The sequence below is a fragment of the Streptacidiphilus anmyonensis genome (assembly GCF_000787855.1).
In the GTDB taxonomy this organism is placed as follows: Bacteria; Actinomycetota; Actinomycetes; order Streptomycetales; family Streptomycetaceae; genus Streptacidiphilus; species Streptacidiphilus anmyonensis.
In genome coordinates this window covers 41,689-45,224 of sequence record NZ_BBPQ01000052.1, presented here as the reverse complement: position 1 = coordinate 45,224, position 3,536 = coordinate 41,689, and the positions used below count along the sequence as shown (strand labels likewise).

Sequence of the window (3,536 nt, the reverse complement as noted above, 5' to 3'; positions counted from 1 at the left end):
TCTGGTACGGCGGGGGTGGAGCAGCGCACGCACGCGAGATCACCGCTCTCGACACGTACCGGCGCTCGCGTCTCGGAATGGCGCTCCTGCCGGCCGAGCAGGCCGTCTTCCCCTCGCTCAGCGTCGCCGAGAACCTGCTCGTCCCCGGACCGCTCGGCGGCGGCGTCGACGCCGGCGTCGCGCTCTTCCCCGAGCTGTCCCGGTTGCTGGCGCGCACGGCCGGCACGCTCTCCGGCGGGGAGCAGCGCATGGTCGCGCTCTCCCGCGTGCTCACCTCCCCCGCCCGGCTGCTGCTCCTGGACGAGTTCGGCCTGGGCCTGGCCGAGGAGGTGGTGGCCCGCGTGCACGCGGCCCTCGCCGCGCTCGTCGCCTCGGGTCGCACGGTCCTGCTCGCCGAACAGACCCTGCCGGACCGGGGGGCCTGGGACTACGCCTACGAGCTGCGCCGCGGCGCCGTCGTCGCCGCACACGAGCGGGAGACGCCGCCGCTCGGCGGAGTCTGACTCGGCGAGGTCTCGCTCAGCGGAGCCTGAGCACCGTCCCGGCGACGAGGTCGTCGGGCTTGGGCCCGATCACCGGCCGGTTGCGCGCGTACAACGCGGGCCAGCCGCCGGGCAGGTGGAACCGGTGCGCGATGGCGGCGAGCTGGTCGCCCGGCTGGACGACGTACGTCGCGGGAACGGTGACGGACGACGTCGGGGTGGGCGTCGGCGTGGGGGGCAGTGTGGGGGTCGGCGTCGGGGTGGGCGTGGACGTCGGGGTCGGCGTCGGCGTGGGTGTCCTGGTGGGCGTGGGTGTCGGCCTGGGGCTCTTGGACGGCTTCGGGGTCGGGCTGTGGGTCGGGCTGTGGGTGGGGCTGTGGGTCGGACCGGTCGGGGGCCGGCCGCTGAGGTCGAGGTCGCGGGAGCAGCCGGGCCAGGCGGACCAGCCCTGCCAGGCGAGGATGGCCTCCGCCACGGCGATCTGCTCGGCCCTGGTGGCTCGGTCGGGGCGGGACGCGTAGCGGGTTCCGCCGACCTCGCGCCAGGTCTCCAGGGAGATCTGCAGGCCGCCGTAGTAGCCGTTGCCGGTGGCGATGTGCCAGTGGCCGCTGCTCTCGCACATGGCGAGCTGCTCCCAGACGGAGGCCCGCACCCGGGCGGACGCGACGTCGGAGACCACCGGCAGCACGCAGACCAGCGAGGCCGCACCGATGGCTCCGCCGGCGAGAAGACGTCGTCGAGCTACGCCCATGGAAGCTGACGGTACGTCGACTCCCCCAGGGTCCGATTGTCATATCAATCGCCACGCCGTGGCATCACCCCCACGGCGCAGCCCGAAGACCGACGCCCCCGAAGACCGACGCAGCCCGAGGACCGGCGCAGCGGCACGACGGCGCGGCCCACCGCCGAAGCGGTGGACCGCGCTGCTGTCGTCACCCGGTCACGACGGAGCCTCAGCCGAGGTTCAGCACCTGGCCCGGGAGGATCAGGTTCGGGTTGCCGCCGATGACGTTCTTGTTGGCGGCGTACAGGGAGTGCCAGTTGGTGCCGTGGGCGGCGGCGATGGCGCTCAGGGTGTCACCGGACTTGACGGTGTAGCTGCCCGCGGCGGTCGGGGCGGAGTGGTGCACCGGAGCGGGAGCGGCCGGGGCCGGGGCCGGGGCGGTCTTGGCCGGGGCCGGGGCCGGGGCGGCGGTCTGCGCGGCCGGGGCGGCGTTGCTGCTCGAGGAGGTGGTGTTCGAGGAGGTGTCGACCGACGCCGGGGCGCCACCGGCGGTCAGGCCGGCCTTCGGGCCGCAGACCGGCCAGGCGCCGGGGCCCTGGGAGGCCAGCACCTTCTCGGCGACGGCGATCTGCTGACCCTCGGTGGCCTGGTTGGCCTCCGCGGCGTACTGGGTGCCGCCGTAGGCGGCCCAGGTGCTGGGGGTGAACTGCAGACCGCCGTAGAAGCCGTTGCCGGTGTTGATCGACCAGTCGCCGCCCGACTCGCACTGCGCGACCGCGTCCCAGGTGGAGACCGAGGCGGCGGAGGCGCTGGTCGCGCAGAGCAGACCGGCGACCGGGGCCGCGACGAGGGTGGCGGCGACGGCAGCGGTACGAACGCGGAACTTCATGAAAAGCCTTTCGACACTCCCGGGCGGGCTGCAGCGCGCTGTGCGCGTCCGTGCCCTCGCTTCCGTCACTCGCCGCCGACCTGTCCTGTGCGGCGGCGGGCACTGCCGCATCGCCGCGCGACGATGCGCGGCAAGGGCTGTGCTGAGACGGGCGAACCCGGGCGGTGCTCGTTGCACCGACGCCAATGACCGTAGGAAAGCCCCAGGTCGCGACTCAAACCCCCGAGCGAAGTCCCAGCTCACGTGAGGGTTACCGGAAGTAAAAATCTTGGAATCGTGTACCGGATGTCCGAATTAGGAATTTTGTCGAATCGTCAACCCCGTCGATTCGTGACCTGGCTCACAGAAAAAGGCCTCTGAGCCCGCGTGAGGTACCCCACACGGTAGACAGAGGGTCACCGCGAGATGCTCCCGGGTGACCGAATCGCACCTCTTTCCCGTGCTCGAAACGCCCGAGCCGTGACCCCGAACACATCCGTGCGTTTGTCATCACGGCCGGGCAGTCGCGCTCCGGCCCCCGCGATTCGAGGAGTCATTCGTGCACCGCATGATCGACGTCAGCGACGAGGTCCGTGCCGAGATCGGTGACGACGAGGCAGACCGCCTGCTGGGCGGCGGGACCGCCCCAGACCGCTACGACTGCACCTCCTGCCGCGCGCCCGGCGACGTGACGCTGGAGCCGACGGCGACGGTGCTGTTCGTGGGCGAGGAGACGGCGGTGCTGGCCTTCGCCCACGCCCGGTGCATCCCCTCCCAGGTGGTCGAGGTCTCCGAGGAGCAGTTGCAGGGCGCCGTCCGCCACATCAGCGCGTCCATGGCGCCCGGCGCGGAGCAGGCCGTCGCGCCCGCGCCGGAGCTGCACGTGCCGGACTCGGTGTCGAGCCCCGCGGGCGGCCAGGTAGCCCCCGCGGTCCTGGGCGTCACCTGCGGCCTGGTGCTGTGTCAGGGCTCGCCGCGCGCCGCGCTGGTCGTCGAGCCGACGGGGCCGGTCGGCCGCCCCGGCACGACCGTCGGCGAGGACGCGTTCGTGGAGCTGCTGCAGGACCACGGCTTCCAGCTGATCCCCGAGGTCGACCACGCGCCCGCGCAGCTGCGCGGCTGGTCGGTCCTGATGGCGATGGGCCAGCTCCACGCCGTGCTCCAGCCCGCGCCGGGCGGCGGCACGAACGCCTGGTGGCAGGCGCACGCACCGCTCCAGGTGACGGAGGCGTGGCGCAGCGCGGCCTCGCAGCAGGCGGAGGTCATCATGTACGCCGCGCCCCACGGCACGATCGGCCGCCAGCCGCGCGAGGACCTGCTGCGGCACGCGTTGGACAACGGCGCCCGCAAGGGCCTGCTGCTGGGCGCGACGCTGCCCCTGGCAGGGACCTGACGTCCAGTCGCAGCGACCGAAGGGGCGCGAGGCCCTGCCGATGTGCGGCTCCGCTGCGGAGCCGCACAT

General features: G+C 73.2%; 4 protein-coding genes. 2 read left to right on the top strand and 2 right to left on the bottom strand.

Annotated elements, in window-relative coordinates; genetic code table 11:
• Positions 1-503, top strand: a 503-nt coding sequence (locus tag TR50_RS31250; protein WP_236654663.1) for an ATP-binding cassette domain-containing protein, incomplete at its 5' end; no start/stop codon positions are given.
• Between the two features lie 16 nt (positions 504-519).
• Here TR50_RS31250 and TR50_RS31245 read toward each other — a convergent pair.
• Complete coding sequence (locus TR50_RS31245; protein WP_042429914.1) at positions 520-1,233, bottom strand: LysM peptidoglycan-binding domain-containing protein; 714 nt, start codon at positions 1,231-1,233, stop codon at positions 520-522.
• A 202-nt stretch (positions 1,234-1,435) separates the two neighbouring features.
• A complete protein-coding gene (locus TR50_RS31240; RefSeq protein ID WP_042429911.1) occupies positions 1,436-2,095 on the bottom strand; it encodes a LysM peptidoglycan-binding domain-containing protein in 660 nt (219 codons plus the stop codon).
• A gap of 538 nt (positions 2,096-2,633) precedes the next feature.
• On the opposite strand from TR50_RS31240, the gene TR50_RS31235 reads away from it, so the two are divergent.
• Entirely contained in the window at positions 2,634-3,467 is an 834-nt protein-coding gene (locus TR50_RS31235) for a DUF8842 C-terminal domain-containing protein (protein WP_042429908.1), read from the top strand.
• The last annotated feature ends 69 nt before the right edge of the window (positions 3,468-3,536 follow it).